At 39.4% G+C, this 18,610-nt stretch carries 17 protein-coding genes; 5 read left to right on the plus strand and 12 right to left on the minus strand.

Annotation, left to right across the window (positions count from 1 at the left end; genetic code table 11):
* Window positions 1–65 precede the first annotated feature (65 nt).
* The 5 genes from AC4CVF_RS21110 to rsfS all read left to right on the plus strand — a co-directional run bounded on the left by AC4CVF_RS21110 (window position 66) and on the right by rsfS (window position 6,295).
* Window positions 66–2,873 (plus strand): GacS-like sensor histidine kinase, encoded by a 2,808-nt coding sequence (locus AC4CVF_RS21110; RefSeq protein WP_336953565.1) that lies wholly within the window; start codon window positions 66–68, stop codon window positions 2,871–2,873.
* Window positions 2,874–3,204: 331 nt separating this feature from the next.
* Entirely contained in the window at window positions 3,205–3,993 is a 789-nt protein-coding gene (locus tag AC4CVF_RS21115) for a crotonase/enoyl-CoA hydratase family protein (RefSeq protein ID WP_004725906.1), read from the plus strand.
* A gap of 36 nt (window positions 3,994–4,029) precedes the next feature.
* Window positions 4,030–4,905, plus strand: coding sequence for an NAD(P)-dependent oxidoreductase (locus AC4CVF_RS21120; RefSeq protein WP_419327661.1), 876 nt, complete (start codon window positions 4,030–4,032; stop codon window positions 4,903–4,905).
* 91 nt (window positions 4,906–4,996) lie between these two features.
* Entirely contained in the window at window positions 4,997–5,791 is a 795-nt protein-coding gene (locus AC4CVF_RS21125; protein WP_419358844.1) for a hydroxypyruvate isomerase family protein, read from the plus strand.
* A gap of 102 nt (window positions 5,792–5,893) precedes the next feature.
* The gene (gene rsfS, locus AC4CVF_RS21130) at window positions 5,894–6,295 is read left to right on the plus strand and encodes a ribosome silencing factor (RefSeq protein ID WP_336953562.1); all 402 of its coding nucleotides are present in this window, start codon (window positions 5,894–5,896) and stop codon (window positions 6,293–6,295) included.
* A gap of 94 nt (window positions 6,296–6,389) precedes the next feature.
* On the opposite strand, the gene AC4CVF_RS21135 is transcribed toward rsfS, so the two are convergent.
* The 12 genes from AC4CVF_RS21135 to iscX all read right to left on the minus strand — a co-directional run bounded on the left by AC4CVF_RS21135 (window position 6,390) and on the right by iscX (window position 18,478).
* The gene (locus AC4CVF_RS21135) at window positions 6,390–7,601 is read right to left on the minus strand and encodes an ammonium transporter (RefSeq protein ID WP_336953561.1); all 1,212 of its coding nucleotides are present in this window, start codon (window positions 7,599–7,601) and stop codon (window positions 6,390–6,392) included.
* A 380-nt stretch (window positions 7,602–7,981) separates the two neighbouring features.
* Window positions 7,982–8,653, minus strand: a complete 672-nt coding sequence (locus AC4CVF_RS21140; RefSeq protein WP_419330225.1) for a 4'-phosphopantetheinyl transferase family protein — start codon at window positions 8,651–8,653, stop codon at window positions 7,982–7,984.
* Window positions 8,654–8,712: 59 nt separating this feature from the next.
* Window positions 8,713–10,122 (minus strand): ribosome biogenesis GTPase Der, encoded by a 1,410-nt coding sequence (der, locus tag AC4CVF_RS21145; RefSeq protein ID WP_004725892.1) that lies wholly within the window; start codon window positions 10,120–10,122, stop codon window positions 8,713–8,715.
* 200 nt (window positions 10,123–10,322) lie between these two features.
* Window positions 10,323–11,471, minus strand: a complete 1,149-nt coding sequence (gene bamB, locus AC4CVF_RS21150; RefSeq protein ID WP_336953559.1) for an outer membrane protein assembly factor BamB — start codon at window positions 11,469–11,471, stop codon at window positions 10,323–10,325.
* Entirely contained in the window at window positions 11,471–12,172 is a 702-nt protein-coding gene (locus AC4CVF_RS21155; RefSeq protein ID WP_336953558.1) for a YfgM family protein, read from the minus strand. Before AC4CVF_RS21155 ends, bamB begins: the two co-directional genes overlap by 1 nt.
* Window positions 12,173–12,202: 30 nt before the next feature.
* Window positions 12,203–13,498, minus strand: a complete 1,296-nt coding sequence (gene hisS, locus AC4CVF_RS21160; RefSeq protein WP_419819972.1) for a histidine--tRNA ligase — start codon at window positions 13,496–13,498, stop codon at window positions 12,203–12,205.
* Window positions 13,495–14,610 (minus strand): flavodoxin-dependent (E)-4-hydroxy-3-methylbut-2-enyl-diphosphate synthase, encoded by a 1,116-nt coding sequence (gene ispG / locus AC4CVF_RS21165; protein ID WP_490789950.1) that lies wholly within the window; start codon window positions 14,608–14,610, stop codon window positions 13,495–13,497. The genes hisS and ispG overlap by 4 nt, the downstream gene beginning before the upstream one ends.
* Window positions 14,611–14,631: 21 nt before the next feature.
* The gene (locus AC4CVF_RS21170; protein WP_419358835.1) at window positions 14,632–15,420 is read right to left on the minus strand and encodes a helix-turn-helix domain-containing protein; all 789 of its coding nucleotides are present in this window, start codon (window positions 15,418–15,420) and stop codon (window positions 14,632–14,634) included.
* Entirely contained in the window at window positions 15,411–16,214 is an 804-nt protein-coding gene (gene pilW / locus AC4CVF_RS21175) for a type IV pilus biogenesis/stability protein PilW (protein WP_336953555.1), read from the minus strand. The genes AC4CVF_RS21170 and pilW overlap by 10 nt, the downstream gene beginning before the upstream one ends.
* A gap of 65 nt (window positions 16,215–16,279) precedes the next feature.
* Window positions 16,280–17,524, minus strand: a complete 1,245-nt coding sequence (gene rlmN, locus AC4CVF_RS21180) for a dual-specificity RNA methyltransferase RlmN (RefSeq protein WP_419327666.1) — start codon at window positions 17,522–17,524, stop codon at window positions 16,280–16,282.
* Window positions 17,525–17,702: 178 nt separating this feature from the next.
* A complete protein-coding gene (ndk, locus tag AC4CVF_RS21185) occupies window positions 17,703–18,134 on the minus strand; it encodes a nucleoside-diphosphate kinase (RefSeq protein WP_004725878.1) in 432 nt (143 codons plus the stop codon).
* A gap of 143 nt (window positions 18,135–18,277) precedes the next feature.
* Window positions 18,278–18,478, minus strand: a complete 201-nt coding sequence (iscX, locus tag AC4CVF_RS21190) for a Fe-S cluster assembly protein IscX (protein ID WP_004725877.1) — start codon at window positions 18,476–18,478, stop codon at window positions 18,278–18,280.
* Window positions 18,479–18,610: the final 132 nt, after the last annotated feature.

An 18,610-nucleotide genomic window follows, 5' to 3' on the forward strand; every position in this document is an offset into this window, starting at 1 on the left:
TATTGTCATGCAGGATGAGTAAAGCATGTTAATATCTTTGCCATGGGCAATGAGTTGCTGGAACAATGTCGAATTTCAATAAAAAACTCTTTAAACGCTTAAAACTCAATCACGCTTATGGTCAACTTATTGCGTTAATTTTCGTGCCAATTATGATTTTGGCAGGTGTTGGAACAGCACTTGTTCTTTCTGAAACGTCAGCTGCTGCCAAGTCTAAACAGCGTTTCCAAGCCATCGCGATATTGAGTCGTTACCAATATACTGCTGAGCAACTCACCGCAGTAATGGAACAAAATCCAACACAACACGCAAAAGCTGAAAGCATTTTACAAAAAATGTTTAACGAAAAGCATTTATTGAGTGCAGCAATCATAGATGAAAATAATGTCAATCATTTAAGCGTTGGCTACCAAAATCAGCGTGCTTGGCCAAAAATTCCAAAATCAGGCACATTCTTTGGGCCTGTTCAAAATAAGTACAATAATATTTATGGGATTAAACTTAACCCCATCAACTCTGATCAAAATATGTGGTTGGTGATTGAACTTGATAATCAACCTTTAGAAATTGCACATTATCGTGTCATGATCGTTTTGATTACGACTGCTTTGCTAACCCTTTTGCTACTTTTATTGTGTCTAAACTTCTATTCAAGACGGTGGATTGCACCGATGTACGAAATTCGGATGCAACTGCAACGTTTAAATGCAGATACGCTTGATCAACATATGGTAATCAACAGTACCGGTGAACTACGCTTATTACAGCGTGATATTGCCAATGTGGTGAAACGGCTACATTTCAGCTTCCTTGAACTAAAAGAACATACTGAACAAACAGAAGATGATTTACGTCGTACATTAGACACCTTAGAAGTTCAAAACATTACCTATAAACAAGCCCGTGATCAGGCGATTTCATCCAATCAGGCAAAGTCAGTCTTCCTTGCCAATATCAGTCATGAATTGCGGACCCCGTTAAACAGTATTGATGGCTTTATCCATTTGATGTTGCGCCAAGACAATTTAAGCAATGATCAAAGTTTATATTTACAGACCATTCGCAAGTCTTCTGCACATTTATTAGCCCTGATTAACGATGTACTCGATTTCTCAAAAATTGATGCTGGTAAATTAGAACTTGAGACCGCGCCCTTTGATCTAGAAGAAGCAATTTTCGATGTCATGGATATGCTCTCGCCATTGGCAGCGCAAAAACATATCGAGATGGCATTCTATTTTGCAGACAATGTGCCTAAACATGTCATTGGTGATGCCTTACGCTTTAAACAAGTACTGACCAATCTAATTTCCAATGCGATTAAATTCACACCCGATGGTGAAATTATTGTTCGTGCGCGTATGGAACATGATGATATTGGGCAATGTTTACTGCATTTTAGTGTGCAAGACAGTGGAATAGGTTTAAGTGGTACAGATCGTAAACGACTATTTGAATCATTCTCTCAAGGTGATGCTTCTGTCACTCGCCAATTTGGTGGTACAGGACTCGGTTTGGCCATTTCTAAGCAACTAGTACATTTGATGCATGGTCAAATTGGCTTTGAAGATAACCAAGAACGTGCACCTACTGAAAAAGGTTCAACCTTTTGGTTTACTGCCCTGTTAACGGTGAATGAAGATGAAGAAATTGTTCACCCATCATTTAAAAACTTAAATGTGGTGTCTTTCTTGGCCCATCCTGCAACAGCCAATGTATTACGTCATTATTTAGAAGACTATCAAGTTAGACATGCCGAAGCACAATCGATTTTAGATCTGTTTAGCAGACTAAACAGCCTAGAAAAAAATACTGAAAATACATGGTTGATCGTTGATCATAGTGGAGATACTGAAGCCTTACTTAAAGAAATTCGTGGTCGTTATCAAGGTCATTTAGCGGTATATGGTTATCAAATGTCACTTGATCCAAATATGTTGACTGAATATAAAGCGCGTCCTTTATATCAACCACTGAGCCGTAGTTCAGTGATTCAACTGCTCAGCAATCAACCTGTCTTTGAACAAGAGCATCACAAAGACTTTAAAGGGCAAGATTTACATGTTTTAGCTGTAGATGATCATTTACCGAATTTGATCGTGCTTGAAGCATTGTTAGGCGAATTGAATGTAAAAACCACTAAGGCACTCAGTGGTCAAGAAGCTTTAACCATTATTCAGCAAGGGGTTGAACAAGGTGCGAAGCCTTTTGATCTCATCTTTATGGATATTCAAATGCCAGTCATGTCAGGGATTGATACCACGCGGGCGATCCGCTCTTTGGAATCAACCTTAGATGGTATGCGTATGCCGATTATTGCGTTAACAGCACACGCATTGGCCGATGAAAAACAAAAATTACTCAAGGTCGGTATGGATGATTATGTAACCAAGCCGATCCAAATTGAACAAATCATTCAAATCCTCACCAATTGGACAAGCGATAAATTTATTCAACATCAGCAACCTATCGAAAATACAGTATATATCGAAGCGCTGGATGCTTATATTCTAGATTGGAAACAAAGTCTTGCTTTAGCAGCCAATAAAGAAGATCTCGCACAAGATTTGTTAAAAATGTTAGTCGACAGCTTCCCAACAGAGCTAGCTGAAATTGAGCAACTCATTGAGCTGGAAGACTTCCCTCAATTAGAGCATGTCTTACATCGCTTATATGGTGCAACCCGTTATGTCGGCACACCAAAATTGCAACGCATTACAGGCGATTTCGAACAATTTATTTCGATGCTACGCAAAGAACGTCGTAAAGCAGATGAAGCCTTTATCCAAGATGTGATGAAACGCTTTGATGAACTTCAATTGGCGATTCATGAAGTTGAAACAGCTGCACAGCAGATTTTACCCGTTTCATAAATACAGCGCTGTTCTATCCGATTCAGCTCTATAAATGCTTTTCTTAAGGCGTTTTGAGCTGTTTTAAATCGTCTGTATAAAACCCAAGTTTACTGTGGGTTTTATCTTACATACGGTTTTATTGTTTCTTTAAATCACCATGAATTAGAATGATCTTTTCATTGCAATCATCTTTTTAGAAATCCAATAAAATTATACAAGCCGCTGTTTCAACCCTGTTTTGGCTTTACCATCCAATTGGCACACCAACACAGTTTCGGTGACTCTACTGTCATGTAACTATTCAATTCACATGCTATGCTGATGACCAAGGAAAAAATGAGTCAAGATCATGGCACTACTACACATAGAAAAAAACAATGGTATCGCAACAGTTTCATTAAATCGTCCAGATAAACGCAACGCCATGAGTTTTGCTTTACTCCGAGAACTGGTAAGCGTCGCACAACAGATTAAAAAAGACCGCAGTATTCGTGTGGTGATTCTAACAGGTGAAGCCAATGTATTTAGTGCAGGTATTGACCTTGCTGACTTAAATAGTCCAAAAAATACAGCCTTTGCTGCTTGGGAACTGATTAAACCTGGTCAAAGCCTATTCCAAAAAGCATTTTTGATCTGGCAAGAACTGCCTGTCCCTGTCATTGCAGCAATTGAAGGTTTCTGCTTTGGTGCAGGGATGCAACTTGCATTGGCTGCAGATATTCGTATTGCACACCCAGAGACTAAAATGTCAATCATGGAAAGCCGTTGGGGGCTTGTGCCTGACATGGGCTTAACCCGCTCAATCAAGGGCGTGATTGGTATTGATTTAGCCAAAGAGCTTACTCTCACTGCACGTATTTTTGATGGCAATTATGCCAAAGACATTGGTTTGGTGACGCATGTAGACGACTCACCGTTGGCAAAAGCTCAAGCCATTGCAGAAGAGATGCTGCAACGCTCGCCAGATGCGCTGATGGCTGCTAAACGTGTTTTAGATGCTATGGAACATCAACCTCAGAAATCTTTACGTTTAGAGAAGATTTGGCAGTTAAAATTACTCTTGGGTAAAAATAGTCAAATTGCACGTAAAAAGGATAAAAATCCTGAATTAAAATTTTTACCGCGCCAATACAAATAATCCAAAATTATTATTGAAAGCTTTTTGAGTTATAAAATGAATTTTGATCGTAACAGTAAAATTGCATTTTTAGGGATGGGATTAATGGGTAGCCGTATGGCAACCCGATTAATCCAAGCAGGCTTGCATGTCGCTGTCTGGAACAGAACAGCATCTGCTTGTGACGCCCTTATTGATCTAGGTGCTCACCCATTACAACTTGAGAATATTGCAGAATATCCGATTATTCTCAGCTGCCTTGCTGATGATAAAGCTGTACAGCTAGTCTATGAGCACATTGAGCCCTATTTACAAGCCAAGCAAGTGATTGTGGATTTCTCCAGTTTATCTGTAGATAAAACCAAGCAACTGGCGGAAAGCGCAACAACAAAACAGGTGATTTGGATTGACTCACCTGTTTCAGGTGGAACCGCAGGTGCTGAAAATGGCACGCTGGTCATTTTCGCTGGGGGAAATGCTGAGGTGATCCAAGCATTGAGCCTCATTTACAATATCCTGTCACAGCGTGTCACCCGTATGGGTGAAACAGGTACTGGACAAGCCACTAAAATCTGCAACCAACTGATCGTTGCTGCCAATAGCACCTTGATCGCGGAAGCTGTTGCGCTTGCCAGTAAAGCAGGTGTAGATACAACCCTATTGGCGCCGGCTTTGGCTGGTGGTTTTGCCGACTCAAAACCTTTCCAAATTTTAGCCCCACGCATGGCGACACATACTTTTGAGCCCGTACAATGGAAAGTACAAACGCTTTCTAAAGACTTAAATAATGCCATTCAACTTGCACAAAAATTTGATTTAGAAATCCCTGTGGCTCAACGTGCACTGGGACAATTACAAAGCCATCAAAACAACGGATTTGCTGAGTCTGATTTAGCCACAGTCATTCATCAAGTGGAAAATAAATCGGGTTAAAATACACGGAACTACACATAAATAAGTTGAAAAATAATCTATTGCCTACTACATTGAAGATGAGAGTCCAAATATAGCAAGGAGCGTTCTTATGACTAAACTCGCAGTAAACCTATCCTTGATTTTTACTGAAGTGCCGCTCATTGAACGCTTTGCTTTGGCACATCTTCATGGCTTCCACAATGTCGAAATTCAATTTCCGTATGAATTAAGCATTGAAGAGATTCAAGCACAGCTTGAACAATATGACCTCAGCCTTTGCCTGATCAACGTTCCCACCGGTGACTTGATGCAAGGTGGAAACGGTCTTGCTGGTGTGCCTGGTCGAGAACTAGCATTTCATCAAGCCTTAGAACTTGCAATTGAATATGCAGAAGCGCTCAATGTTCCAAACGTCAATATTTTAGCAGGTAAACAACCACAAGATGCCGACTTACTCCCCTGTTTAAATACATTGGCAAACAATTTAAAACTGGCTTGTCATCTGCTCTCTAATCGTGATATTCAGCCTGTATTTGAAATGATTAATGGTACAGACATGCCACGGTTCTTAGTTCAAAATATTGCACAAGGCCAAGAAATGTTAGAAGCAGTACAGCATCCTGCATTAAAAATGCAATTTGACTGTTATCACATGGCGATGATGGGCGAAGATGTACTGGCAGCCTTACAAGAAAATATTGATTGGATTGGGCACATCCAATTTGCTGACTGCCCAGGTCGTCACGAACCAGATACTGCACAAATTGATTATTCTGCAATTTTTTCATGGTTAAAACAAAGCGCCTACACAGGCTTTATTGCAGCAGAATACAAACCACAATCTCATTCAAATCAGTCATTTGCATGGAAAGAAAAATATTTTTCAAACAACCATAGCTATTAAATCAGTGTGTACTTAGGCAAACGATTGCATTGTATAATTTGTATTTTTTAGACAAAAGCGCTATATTAGAAGGTGAGATATTTTCTGGAAAATATACCTTATATGAATTTAGAACCATCGCCCAGCGCTTCTAATTCTCACGAACTTGCAATGAACACTCAAAATGAAGATGTACAGACTTGTTTAAAAGTCGTACAAGAAGCTCTACTTGATGTAAAAGCCAAAGATATTATTCAACTTGATGTCAGCGCTATTAGCAACGTTTCAGATGCAATTGTCATCGCGAGCGGGACATCAACACGCCATGTTAAAGCACTTGCTGACAATGTTGCTGAAGAAGCACGTAAAGCAGGCTTTCGCCCAATTGGTGTTGAAGGTGAACGAGACGCTGAATGGATCCTTATCGATTTAGGATTTGTAGTCGTACATGTGATGCTACCAACAGCACGTAAATTTTATGATCTGGAAAGTTTATGGCGTGCGACACCTGAAAGTGTTGCCTAACTTTTAATACAGAACTTAAATATAAAAAAAGCGACTTTATGTCGCTTTTTTTAGTGCTTGGCTTTTTTCAAAGCTTTATTTTTGAATCCTTAATTTAGTATGTATTACGCAATTTACAAATCAGTTTAAATAATAAGAATGCAACGCCAAAACTCCACACAAAATTTACCACAATCCCAATACTTTGATCGATAACACTGGCCTTGTTGGCTAAATTAATCACGGGGTTATCTGTCAAAGAAACAGCCAGTGTCCCCCATGCTCCACAAACACCATGTACCACAACAACTTCACGAATATGTTTAGAATCAATCCAATAAGCCAAAAAACGAGGTAAATATATGGTCAATAAGCCTGAGACTAAGCCAATAATCAATGCTGAAGATAAATTCACCAAGCCACAGCTTGCCGTTATCGCAACTAAACCACCTAAAGCACCTTTAATCATTTCAACCCATGAAATAATTTTATTATTCAATACCAAAGAAAAAACTAAGGATGCAACCATTGCCCCAAAGAGTGCAGCAAAAGCATTGACAACAATTAACCCAATATCCGCATAAAATGCCGAGATATAAACCACATTTAAACCTGACCACGCCAGCCAAAGAATAAAACCAGCCAATGCCAAAGATAAAATCTTATAATCCTCAAAGATTAAATCTTTTTTTAAGATTTCTTGTCGGTCGTGAGGTTTTAAGGTTAAATATCCCGCCAAAACGATCCAAGCCGCAGTGGAATGCACCACAGTTGATCCTGCAAAATCAATAAAGCCTAATTCTTTTAACCAGCCCTTGCCAAATAAGATATTGCCCCAGGTCCAGCTACTAAAGAACGGAAAGATCACACCTGCGATCATTAAACCGGTTATCCAGTTTACAAATAAAGGAACTTTACTCGGAATCACTCGTCCAACTACAGTGGTTATTGTCGTGGCCATCAAAGTATAAAAAAACAATAAATTCCAATGCCAGCCATGTAGCATGCCATTCATATATTTTTCGGAGTAGGCATCACCTGCAAGGAGAATTTTTGCGCAGAAGAAACCAAAAATAAGCGTTCCTAAAATTGCTGAAATATAATTAACCAATAATGCGGAAATTGACTTATAGGTATTTTCATATCCGCCTTCAACTACAGCAAAACCAGCTTGCATCAGAATGACAAATATTCCACCAAAGAATAAAAGCTCGTAGTTGGTAATGAGATTAAAAGCAGCAAGATCACTTTCTAAGCTTGAAGCAAAACTAAAATTTGGATAAAAAAATATGATGCAAATTAAGCTGATGAAGTATTTAAATCGCACTATATAATTAATCCTAACCTATCGCTTTTTCATCGCTTTAAATTCACAATAATTAGTATTTTCGCTACTTAATTATCATTTAATTTATCAAGTATAGAGAATTTCATGGAGAAATAAACTAATTTTTATGTAAAAAATATAGCTTATAAAGTACACACGACTAGCAAGATTGTTTGTTCGTGATCGAGTACTATTTATTTTTATTTAAAGATAAGCAGCTTACATTTAACTGGTTTTATTAAATAATGCCGATTTGCAATACAGGTGGCTTAAGGTTGAAAATTTCAACACTTAGACGTATAGATGCCACACTCCAATATGGAATAACGTTGTTGCAATTTATATGTTATGCAGAATGAAAACGTCTATACGGTCTTTAATTAGCCATGTTGAATGATTTGAATCTGTGGAAATGCAAAACCCTTACAGGATAATTCAGAACGCCATGCCACCGTAAGCATGACTCGGCTCAGCTGGAGATTTTGATAGGCAAAGCTGCCCAATAACGGATGCGTAGAGATCCCACCATCATTCATCACATGCACTCCAGTATTTAGCTCATTTAGACTCAAACGAATCCCTAGGCCCGATGCTTTTAAAATCGCCTCTTTTGTGGTCCACACCTTAAACCAAAAAGTAGGATCAAAGTCTAACGCTTGCCAAGCCTGATATTCTTGGGGATGAAAAGCATGTTTAGCTAAAGCCTCAAAGCGCACCTTTCGATCTAAGTCCTCAACATCTACACCCAAATCTTGGATCTGCTGGCTACTCGCCAAAGCATAATGGTGCTGGCTATGTGAATGATTCACGTGAAACTTTGGATAATCAATTAAATAGGGTTTACCAAAATCTGTTTTTTCAAAAGAGTGGTTACTGATTTCAACTGAAAAAATATCGGACAATAATTGGTTTCTATATTGATAGATCGCCTGTTTCAGTTCTTGGATCTGCCCCTTTCGATCGATCGAATGGTAAGTCGGAAGAATATTTTGAATAGAATTAACATCCAATTGAATAATACGATTCACAATCCATTCCCAAACATTTTTCATTATCTTAAATCAAAAAAACCCAAAGATCACTTTGGGTTTTAATGTGTTCAAAGCTAAATTTAGCTTCTAAATTTCTTTTCAGCCTTTTTAAATTTCTGTACATAACGACGACGACGTGCTGCAACACGCTCATCAATTTGAGATTTACGGCCTTCAAATGGATTTTCAGCTGTTTTAAAGTCAACGCGAACCGGTGTACCTTCAAGGTTATACACTTTACGGAAGACATTTTCTAAATAACGACGATAATCCGCAGGGGTCTTATCAACCTTATTACCATGAATCACAATCGTTGGTGGATTTTGTCCACCCATGTGGGCATAACGCATTTTAATACGTTTACCACTGATCATTGGCGGTTGATGTGCTTCAGTTGCATCATTCAAAATCTGGGTTAATTTTGCAGGTGAAACTTTTAAGTGGGATGAATCATAAGCACGGTGAATAGTTGGATACATCTCCCCCACACCGGTTCCATGTAAAGCAGAAATCAAATGCACTTTTGCCCAAGGAATAAAGTCAAAACGACGATCAACATCTAATTTACATTGTTTGCGATCATACTCTGTCATGTTGTCCCATTTGTTAATGGCGATCACCATGGCACGACCAGCTTCGAGTGCATAACCGATCAAATGTAGATCTTGTTCAACCACACCTTCACGTGCATCTAAAACCACTACAATGACATGCGCATCTTTAATCGCTTGTAGGGTTTTTACGATTGAGAATTTCTCAATCATCTCATCAACTTTACCTTTACGACGTACACCAGCAGTGTCGATCAAGGTATATTGACGACCATCACGCTCAAACGGAATATAAATCGAGTCACGAGTTGTACCTGGTTGGTCAAAAGCGACAACACGATCTTCACCTAACAAACGGTTAACCAAAGTAGATTTTCCGACATTTGGACGACCAATAATTGCTAAACGTAGACCTGTTGCCTTATCGTGTTCTTCTGGGTTTTCATCTTCAGGGACATCCACCAAGATATCCTCAAGCATTTGTTGAACACCACGGCCATGACTTGCCGCAACTTGTAAGGGTTCACCCATACCAAGTTTATAAAATTCAACTAATGCAGCTTCAGCGTGCACACCATCGACTTTGTTGGCAACCAAGTAAACCTTTTTACCAAGTGTACGCAATTCACGGGCAATCTGCTCATCAGAAGCCAGTAGCCCAGCCCGTGCATCGACAACAAAAACAATAATATCAGCTTCATTAATCGCAGTTTTGGACTGCTCTGCCATATATGAGTCGATACCACCTTCATTTTCACCGATACCCCCAGTATCAACGACAATGAAAGATTTATTTTCATAAGTTGCATCACCATATTTACGATCTCGGGTAAGACCAGCAAAATCAGCAACGAGTGCATCACGGCTCTTGGTAATCTGGTTGAATAACGTTGATTTGCCGACGTTTGGACGACCAATGAGCGCAATTACGGGTTTCATAAAATAACCTTTATTCAAGATCAGCCAGTATGACTGGTCTGAACATCAGAAATGTATAGGAAGAAGAATAGGAAAAACCTAAAATAAAAACACGGGGTATTGATTTTCAATCACCCCGTGTATGGAATTCATACGGATTGCTCTATTTTAACACAAGACTAAAAAAATAGAGAATCCTAATCGTGTCTGTTGATTAACTGTTAACGACTTTGCCAGATACTCATAGCACCTTTGCGTGTCGAAACATAAACTTGATTGTCAATCACTCTCAAAGTACGGACTTCACCACTGGTTTTAGCACGCCCTAAAGTTGTTCCAGTATTTGGATCAATTTGATGTAAATAACCATCTAAATCACCCACAACAAGATTTGAACCGAGCAATACAGGGTTGCTTAAGTTACGATTGAGCAGTTGCTCATTTTTCCAAAGTTGCTGACCTGTAATCAAGTCATAAGCAATAATCTGACCATCAGTTTGCGATACGATGACTTTACCATCAGTCACTTCTGGACGGTTGATACTGCTTGAGTTTTCACTCCACAAAACGCGTTGTGAAGCCAAATCTAGAACAGTGACTTGACCTTGGAAACTTGTCGTAACCACATACTGTCCTGAAACAACAGGCTCACTGTCCACATCAATCAAACGCTGAATATCAGAACGCCCTTCAGATACCGCAACACGACGTTGTAAACGCGGTACACCCGCAAGGCTATCTATTGCAAAAATATAGCCAGTAGAGGTACCGATAAGCACTGTACGTGGATCTAGACTAACTGGAGTGGCTTGGCCTCTTAAGCTAAATGAAGCGCTTGGTAATTTATAAGTCCACGCTTGCTGACCTGTCGCAACATCTAAGGCATAAACTGTACCATCATTTGCAACCACAATCACACGACCAGACTGAATTAAAGCAGAACTGATAATTGCGCCCGACAATTGCGCAGACCATTTGGTCCCACCTGTCGCTTGATCTAATGCAAAAACATGCCCTTTTTGGTTACCCACAATAACCACGCCATCTGCCGCTTCAACACCAGAACTTAAGCCGTCTTTGGTCACTTTAGCATTCCATAGACGCTGTTTACCTTTATAGGCAGCCACTTCGCCTTTTGGATCTAAAGCAAACACAACACCATTGTCTGTATCTAAACGTAGACGTAATGCATCTTCACTACTGGTCGAAGATACACTGGTCGAAAATACTTGAACCAAGCTCGAGGCTTGTGCAACTTTAGGCAGTGGATTAGGCTTAATCTTCACTTCTTTCGTCTTATTACTTGAACAGCCGATTAAAGCGATTGATAAGATTGCTAAAGCAAAAGGTATTTTAAAATTTCTATCCATTAAGACTCATCCACTTGTGTTGCTAAAATTGGGCGTTCAAGATCAGGATCTTCTACTAATACGCCAACACTTTCGAGTTTAATTTGTAAAATTTGACGTTCTTGTTTACGTTCAACGACCGCATTCCATGCTGCTTGATACGATTTTTTTGCATTTTCGGTGTCATTTTTTGCCACATAAATATCACCTTTCAACTCGTCAGCACTGGCCTGAAAAGCAGGATCATTCACAGCTGACAAGGTTTTCAAAGCTTCATCAAACTTCTTTTGCGCCAATTGTGCATCGGCAAGTTTTATTTTTACAACTTGTAACAAACCAGCATCTTTAATTTTAGAATTTTCAACTTTTTTGAGTTCACGCTCAGCCAATGCATAATCATTTTTATCGTAAGCAACTTTTGCCATGACAATTTGTGCTTGGATCGCTTGAACTGAATCAGGATTATCTTTCACAATTTTATCTGCTGATGCGACTAAAGCTGCAGTAACTTTAGCATCCCCATTAGCTGCTCTCGCCTCATCCATCAATTGCTGAACTTTGGCTGTCTCATTTTGATTTTCAGCCAGAGTTTTCTTTTGCCAATATTCCCAACCGAAAAAGGCAATCAATGCAATGAGGACACCTGTCACCATAGCTGAGCCATATTTCTTAAAAAATGACTTCACACTATCCAGTTGCTCATCATCAGTCATTGCACTCATTTGACTCCCCTTTTCCTTATGATTATCGGCTTATTTTGACGAAAATTTTTCTATGAAGAAAGGCACAATTTCAGTGACCTTAATTTCATATTGTTCTGCTGTCGCAAGTTCTTTGACTAAAACTTGTAGTGCTTCAGCCTCACGCTCTCCAAAGATCAAAGCATAGATAGCACCAGATTGGTCTGCTTTCTTCATTTGACTCTTCATTGAACCCTGTGAACCTGTTTTCAAACGAATTGTACTATTTAGAGCTTCAAGTTGATCACGAATTTGTTCAGCCAATACCAAAGCCTGACCTTGTGTTGCTGGATCTGATACCAAGAATAACTCGCATTCACGCACTGGCGTATTATCTTCAACTTGTTCAAGAAGCAATAATAAACGCTCCATACCCATGGCAAAACCAACTGCGGGCACAGATTGATCCGGCTTACCTTTAAGCTGTCCAACCAAACCATCATAACGACCACCCGCACATACTGTTCCTTGAGAACCTAAATGTGTGGTTGTCCATTCAAAAACAGTTTTGTTGTAATAGTCTAAACCGCGCACTAATTTTTGATTGATGACAAACTCAATACCCGCATTAGTTAAATACTGTTGCAATTGAGCAAAATGATTCAAACTTTCTTCTTTTAAGAAATCATGCAATTTTGGTGCATTTTCAAGAATTTGCTGAGTTCGAATATCTTTTGAATCTAAAATTCGTAATGGATTGGTGGTTAAACGACGTTGTGAATCTTCATCCAAATCAGCGTGATGTGCAGTAAGGAACTCAACCAACGCAGCACGATACTCTGCACGTTCATCAGACTCCCCCAACGTATTCAATTCAAGTTGAACTTTATCCGCAACACCCATGCGTTTCCATAAACGTGCAGTCATAAGAATCAGTTCAGCATCTTGATCAGGTGTGGCCACACCGAAAGTTTCCACACCAAATTGGTGAAACTGACGATAACGACCTTTTTGCGGTTTTTCATAACGGAACATCGGTCCAACATACCACACACGCGGATTTGCACCACGGAGTAAGTTATGTTCCAACATCGCACGTACACAACCCGCTGTGCCTTCTGGACGCAAAGTTAAAGATTCAGGTGGATTACCCTTATCGAAGAAAGTGTACATTTCTTTCTCAACGATATCAGTGGCATCACCAATTGAACGCTTAAATAAGTTGGTATGTTCAACCACTGGCAAACGGATTTGCTGATAACCGTATGCATCCATAAGCGATGCTAAGTGCTGCTCAAGACGTCTCCACGCAGGTGTTTGCGATGGAAGAAAGTCATTAAAACCTTTAATTGCGACAATTGAACTCATGATGAACTACGAATAATCTCTTTAGCTTTAGCTTTTTCAAGCTCTTGAACACGTTGACGAACCATGGTTTCGATTTCATCAACCAACTGATTTGTATCTATTAAGTGACTCTTTTCGCCATTACGATACACGAGTGAGCGCGGGCTTGCACCGACTATACCAATATCAGCTTCTTTTGCTTCACCCGGACCGTTGACTTTACAACCAATGACAGACACATCCATTGGGGTACGAATATCTTCTAACCGTTCCTCTAAAGCCTGCATCACTTTAATCACGTTAAACTCTTGACGTGAACAGCTTGGACAAGCAATAAAGTTAATCCCATTTGACCGAAGGCTCAGAGATTTTAAAATATCAAAACCAATTTTTACTTCTTCTTCAGGCTCAGCTGCCAATGATATACGCATGGTGTCACCAATGCCATCCAACAGCAAACCACCTAAAGCAATCGCAGATTTCACTGAACCGGTACGATAAATCCCAGCTTCAGTTACACCTAAATGTAATGGATTATCAATTTGAGCAGATAATAAGCGATAAGCATCCATTGTTAAAAATACATTTGATGCTTTTACTGAAATTTTAAACTCATGGAAATTTAAACGATCCAATATATCGATATGACGCATTGCAGATTCAAGTAAAGCCTGACCTGTTGGTTCACCATATTTCTTTTGGATATCTTTTTCTAAAGACCCTGCATTGACACCAATACGCATGGAAATATCATGATGACGTGCAGCTGCAACAACTTCACGAATCTTAGCTTCAGAACCAATATTACCCGGATTGATTCGTAAACAATCCGCACCCATATCGGCAACTTTCAAAGCGATCTTATAATCGAAATGAATATCTGCAACCAATGGTACAGTGACACGTTTACGAATTTCACCAAAAGCTTCAGCAGCCTCCATAGTCGGTACAGAAACACGCATGATGTCCGCACCCACATCCGCACAGCGTTGAATCTGTGCAACTGTTGCATCTACATCACACGTTTCAGTATTGGTCATACTTTGAATACTGATAGGTGCATCACCACCGACATACACCGAACCTACACGTATTTTACGAGTGGGACGGCGCTTGATTGGATTCTCAATCATGATCTTATCTACTCTTGCCCATTAACGTGACAAACGGAATTCTGCTTTTCCGTTCACTGTATATGGAGACAATGAAATCTGTTCATTATTAAGGCTTAATGACACAGCAGTTGCATCATCAAGGCGAATTTGGAATGGTGATTGGCCATTGACAGTTAAAGCAGCCGACTGACGACCAGTCGCCAAAACTTTTCCTGTACTATCTACGATATGTACAGAAGTAGGATGACTGAAATTCAACACCATTTGATCACCTGAAGTTGCTGTAGCATTGTTTAAATTCAACACTTCTACTTCTGATTCTTGTGGTTTGCTATCTACATCAGTACTTTTACCCGATGTTATTTTTTGAATTCCAGCAATCACAGCCCAAATCACAGCAATCGCAACAATGGCAATTAAAATTCGCTTTAGCCACTTTTTATTACGATCACTGTTTGAGCCAGGCAGTTTCCCCATAATTTTGATTGGGGAATTGTTCAATGCATGATTTGGTAAAAGCCCTGTATCATTTTGATAAATTTCATCAAAACGCTGAATGACTACTGTTGCATCAACACCTAAAAACTTGGCATATGAACGATAATAACCTTTAATAAAGGTTGCTTCTGGCAAAGACTTATACTCATCTTGTTCCAATGCTTGTAAGGTTTTTACAGGCATTTTTAGTTCGTTTGCAACATCTTTAATGTCTAGGTTCTTGGAGACTCGAATTTGACGCAAGTACTCACCTGGACGTTGAACATTTCCTAAGCCATTAGATGCTACGTTTGAACCTGTAGGTTGCTGTGAATTAGGATTTACTTCCATACGGCCTCAGTACTGTACTGTAATTGCAGATAACGTTGATATTCTTTACTGTCCGGGAATAATGCACGTAGTTGGTTCACCAACACTTGCATTCCCATCTGATCATTATTGGCACGTGCAATACGTAAACCAATCCAAAGTGCTCTAGCACCTTGTTTGTCCTGACCTACTAAACGAACATATTGCTCATAGAGTTGACTTGCTTGTACACTTTTTTGTTGCAAATAGAAAATCTCTGATAACTCTACCAGAGAAATAATCGAATCGCGATTGACTTGTAAAGCTTGTTTGAATGCTTTTTCAGCATTTGCCACATCACCTACTTTTAAATAAACTCGACCTAGATTTTCTAAAGCTTTGTAACGTTGGTCATAACCAAGCGTAGTACCAGCTATACTCAACTGTTCTATCGCATCATTATAGCGCTCAGTAACAAATAAATATGTTCCATAATTATTACGAGCTTGTGCATTTTTTGAGTCACTGGAAATCGCACGCTTAAAATAGCCATCCGCTTTTTCCAGACTAATCTTACTTCCTTCTTGTTGCAGTAAGACACCCATCATCATATTTGCCGCTGAATCACGTGAATCAGTTTCTAAAGCTTGATCTAATGCACGTTTTGCAGCATCTAAATCACCTGTACGGATATATTCAGCAGCAAGCTGAGTACGTACTTTAACGGCTTTTTCAGGATCTTTTTTTATTATTGTATCTGAATTTGTCGTTTGACAACCCTGTACGACCAATGCAGATAAACCAATTGCCAATATTACAACTGCTTTTTGATACATCGATTTTCTCAAAGTCAGCCCCTGCTTATTTGTTGATATAAATGTATGCCTACAAATCTTTAAGCTTATGAACGGATAATCTCACCACGTTCAGCAACTTTCTTTTTCCACTGCTCTGCACGACGGGTACGATCTGCCACTTGCCCGACCAACTGCCCACACGCCGCATCAATATCATCACCACGTGTCTGACGAATCGTACACACAAAACCTGCATCAGACAAAGTTTTTTGGAAAGAAATAATACGATTTCGACTTGAACGGCCATATGGCGCATGCGGAAACGGATTGAATGGAATTAAATTAATTTTGCTTGGTAAGTTTTTCAGTAACTTAATCATTTGTTGTGCATGTTCAGGATGATCATTCACACCCTCTAACATTACATATTCAATGGTGACATGTTTACGAGAACTTTCATTACCATCTTTGGCAATATAGCGCTGACATGCAGCAATTAATTGTGCTAATGGATATTTTTTATTAATCGGCACCAATTCATTACGTAATTCATCATTTGGCGCATGTAAAGAAATCGCCAGAGCCACATCTATATCTTGTGCCAATTGGTCAATTTTGGGTACAACACCTGAGGTTGATAATGTAACTCGACGTTTAGACATTCCGTAAGCGAAATCATCTAACATGATATTCATTGAGCTCAATACAGCGTCATAATTGAGTAATGGCTCACCCATTCCCATCATCACCACATTGGTTACCGAGCGCTCACGTTCAGCAACAGGTACTTCTTCCATATAAGAATAGTTGGCCACCCATAACTGTCCAATGATCTCGTCAGGGGTTAAATCACGCTGAAAACCTTGTTTTCCAGTTGAACAAAATGAGCAATCTAAAGCACAGCCCACTTGTGATGAAATACACAGTGTTTTACGTAAACCTGTTTTATCTTCTGCCGGAATCAATACCGTTTCAACCAAAGAGCCCGCACCATCACCAACACGGAATACCCACTTACGGGTTCCATCTTTCGAATAGTTACGATGCACTACTTCCGGCGCTTTGATTTCACAAATTCTTTCTAGTTTTTCACGCAACTTTCCTGAAATATTGGTCATTTCAGCAAAATCAGTGATAAAAAATTGATGCATCCATTTCATTACCTGCCCAGCACGGAATTTTTTCTCGCCGATTTCTTCGAAGAATTTTTCCAATTGCGGACGTGACATGCCAAGTAAATTCACTTTCTGCACATTTGCAGTCTGAATACGATCAGCCTGTGCAGATTTTGATGATGCAGGCTGCTGTTCATCTAGATTTAACGATGAAGCGACAACTTCAGAATTCATGGGGATTACCTAAATCATGCCGTAGTAATAAAACATATTGACCAATATTTAGCCAAATAAAGCAACAAAAATAAAAAAACCAGACAAGTAGTATATCACCTATCTGGTTTCGGGTCTGTTATCAATTCATAAATCGGAGATTTATTCGTATAGAAAAAAAGACCCTAGATACGTCGAATTAACGAGTACGTGGGCAAACTTCAGTTTGAGCGAAGAAGTAATTTACTTCACGGTCAGCAGATGCAACTGAGTCAGAACCATGCGCAGCATTTTCATCGATGCTTACAGCGAAATCTGCACGGATTGTACCAGGAGCAGCTTCTTTAGGGTTTGTAGCACCAAGAATTTCACGGTGAGCAAGAACTGCGTTTTCACCTTCAAGAACAGATACTACAACAGGACCAGAAGTCATGAATGCAACAAGGTCACCAAAGAAACCACGTTCTTTATGCTCAGCATAGAAACCTTCAGCTTCTGCTTTAGAAAGGTGTTTCATTTTAGTCGCAACGATTTTAAGACCAGCTTTTTCGAAACGAGCAAAGATGTCACCAATGTGGTTTTTAGCAACTGCATCTGGTTTTACGATAGATAAAGTACGTTCAATAGCCATGAGTGGCTCCTTTAGTCAAATTGACACGAAAATTTGGGCGCATTATACCGAATAATGAACAATTTTCTGCTTTTAATCTGTAAAAAATTTGGATTTTTCGATGCGCTGTGACGTTTAGCATCATTCAGCAACATCTCAAGCCATTAATTCGCTTCATCAATCCATGCCATTTGAATGGCTTCTAGCAGACCTTCAGTCGATTTGGTTGGATCATCACTAAATTCTGGCAATGCACAAATCCATGCATGCATATCGGTAAAACGCACCCATTGTGGATCCACATCTGGATGCGCTTCACTGAGTTCAATTGCGATATCAATTGTATCTGTCCAACGTAAGCCCATATCAGGTCTTCCTTTGCTCAATTTAATTCTGCTACTGTATCAAATCTCAATTCATTCAGAAATAAATCATTCTAGACATTTACAAGATTCACCACGGATTCAAGCGTTTAATTTACAAGACGGATTGAATTG

The organism is Acinetobacter sp. LipI_19 (assembly GCF_058242925.1).

Bases quoted from the DNA above. Each gene is read 5' to 3' on its own strand.
- ispG (WP_490789950.1), bottom strand. From the start codon at position 14,610: ATGATTGAGAATCCAATCAAGCGCCGTCCCACTCGTAAAATACGTGTA.
- bamB (WP_336953559.1), bottom strand. From the start codon at position 11,471: ATGGATAGAAATTTTAAAATACCTTTTGCTTTAGCAATCTTATCAATC.
- iscX (WP_004725877.1), bottom strand. From the start codon at position 18,478: ATGGGCTTACGTTGGACAGATACAATTGATATCGCAATTGAACTCAGT.
- pilW (WP_336953555.1), bottom strand. From the start codon at position 16,214: ATGTATCAAAAAGCAGTTGTAATATTGGCAATTGGTTTATCTGCATTG.
- AC4CVF_RS21170 (WP_419358835.1), bottom strand. From the start codon at position 15,420: ATGGAAGTAAATCCTAATTCACAGCAACCTACAGGTTCAAACGTAGCA.
- AC4CVF_RS21125 (WP_419358844.1), top strand. From the start codon at position 4,997: ATGACTAAACTCGCAGTAAACCTATCCTTGATTTTTACTGAAGTGCCG.
- ndk (WP_004725878.1), bottom strand. From the start codon at position 18,134: ATGGCTATTGAACGTACTTTATCTATCGTAAAACCAGATGCAGTTGCT.
- rlmN (WP_419327666.1), bottom strand. From the start codon at position 17,524: ATGAATTCTGAAGTTGTCGCTTCATCGTTAAATCTAGATGAACAGCAG.
- AC4CVF_RS21110 (WP_336953565.1), top strand. From the start codon at position 66: ATGTCGAATTTCAATAAAAAACTCTTTAAACGCTTAAAACTCAATCAC.
- rsfS (WP_336953562.1), top strand. From the start codon at position 5,894: ATGAATTTAGAACCATCGCCCAGCGCTTCTAATTCTCACGAACTTGCA.
- AC4CVF_RS21140 (WP_419330225.1), bottom strand. From the start codon at position 8,653: ATGAAAAATGTTTGGGAATGGATTGTGAATCGTATTATTCAATTGGAT.
- der (WP_004725892.1), bottom strand. From the start codon at position 10,122: ATGAAACCCGTAATTGCGCTCATTGGTCGTCCAAACGTCGGCAAATCA.
- AC4CVF_RS21120 (WP_419327661.1), top strand. From the start codon at position 4,030: ATGAATTTTGATCGTAACAGTAAAATTGCATTTTTAGGGATGGGATTA.
- AC4CVF_RS21115 (WP_004725906.1), top strand. From the start codon at position 3,205: ATGGCACTACTACACATAGAAAAAAACAATGGTATCGCAACAGTTTCA.
- hisS (WP_419819972.1), bottom strand. From the start codon at position 13,498: ATGAGTTCAATTGTCGCAATTAAAGGTTTTAATGACTTTCTTCCATCG.
- AC4CVF_RS21155 (WP_336953558.1), bottom strand. From the start codon at position 12,172: ATGAGTGCAATGACTGATGATGAGCAACTGGATAGTGTGAAGTCATTT.